This is a genomic window from Celeribacter marinus (assembly GCF_965656515.1).
Classification (GTDB): domain Bacteria; phylum Pseudomonadota; class Alphaproteobacteria; order Rhodobacterales; family Rhodobacteraceae; genus Celeribacter; species Celeribacter marinus_D.
The window spans coordinates 1-1,342 of record NZ_CBFHKW010000118.1; the positions used below are offsets into that span (position 1 = coordinate 1).

Below are 1,342 nucleotides of genomic sequence, written 5' to 3' on the forward strand. Positions count from 1 at the left end.
GCGGTCGAGAATACGCGCACCATTGGCAAATCGTCGATGGTGATGAACACCTATAAGCCGCAGATCGAGGTTAACCCTGAAACCTACGAGGTGCGCGCAGACGGTGAGTTACTGACCTGTGAGCCCGCCACCGAATTGCCGATGGCACAGCGTTACTTTATGTTCTAGCGCTGATCAGCGGTCGTTTTGCATCGTGGATATGATCAATCGCCTCTTGATGGCGCGCGGTGGCGGGCGCGTCATGAGGCGGTGTGCGCACGAGATTTAACGGCACGTCTAAGCGCGGTTCAATACGCACGCTTGTGATGACCCGCGTCGATTGAAAGTGCGGGTCATCCACGATCTGTGCGGGGAGTTTCGTGATGTCAAAGACATCTTGTAGGCTGCGCTCAATGCGCACATTCGCGCGGTAGCCGTGAAATACGCCTGTCTCACGGGTTTGCAGAAACGCAGCCTCCAACATGCTTTCGCGCACACGCAGCTCAGCAATTTTGCGCCGTAGTTGCGCAAGCTCGTCAACGGGTGAATGGCTTAGGTCCATTTGCGTGTCCTATCTGAAACGGGAAGGGGCTAAGGGTTAACTCTCGTCGCCGCTAGCACTGCGGCGCGAGGCAAAGGCCGCGCCTTGAAAGCGGTCGGACTCATCATCGTCAAAGCTGTAGTGCGTGGAGCGCCCTGAAAGGCGCACATTGCCGATATCCTCGCCGGCATTGATCCGCGCCAAAAGGGCGTCTGCCTCGGCCTCGAGTGCTTTTGCCTCGTCGAGTTCGGACATCATCGGCGCACTGGACAGGGGCGTGTCAGCCTCGGCAAACATAGCGGTCACATGTTCATCGTTCAGGCCCGCCATGGGTTGCAATGCGGCAAATGCGGTGGGCCTAAGGTCGCGTGGAGCGGGGCGTTCTATGGTGTCGACTGTCGGTGTGTTCGCGGTGCCATCGGCGGTCTCAATGTTAGGCGTAATGGTCAGCGGCGCGCGTGCGGTGATGCGTGCAATAGCCTTGGTCAAGAGGAGCGGAATACGGTCCTCCACTGTTGCCCCTTTGGCGGTGTCTGGTTCCGCGTCGAGAGGCACTGGCGTAGATGTAGACGCAAATTCGGGCGTGGGCGCTGGGGCTTCGTCCTGTGTCGTGAATATGTTTATTAAATCGTCATGTGGCTCATCCGTGATCTGGTCTTGAACGCTCATATCTGACTGCTCAGCGCTGATCGCCACCTGTTCGTGAATAAGCGGTGATTGCACCTCTGGCAGGGACTCTGTCATTTGCGCGCGCGGTTTTGGCCAGATTAGCACGTGGATGAGGGGATCACGGCGATACATTTCAGGATCGCTTATAATTTC

The 1,342-nt window shown here is 57.3% G+C and carries 2 protein-coding genes; both read right to left on the reverse strand.

Annotation, left to right across the window (positions count from 1 at the left end; genetic code table 11):
• Window positions 1–157: 157 nt before the first annotated feature.
• On the reverse strand, window positions 158–541 hold the full coding sequence (locus tag ACTG34_RS13745; protein WP_439105430.1) for a hypothetical protein: 384 nt from the start codon (window positions 539–541) through the stop codon (window positions 158–160).
• 36 nt (window positions 542–577) lie between these two features.
• On the reverse strand, window positions 578–1,342 hold a 765-nt coding region (locus ACTG34_RS13750), incomplete at its 5' end, for a hypothetical protein (RefSeq protein WP_439105431.1).

Excerpts from the sequence above, each read along its gene's own strand:
- ACTG34_RS13745 (WP_439105430.1), bottom strand. The coding sequence starts at position 541 with ATGGACCTAAGCCATTCACCCGTTGACGAGCTTGCGCAACTACGGCGC.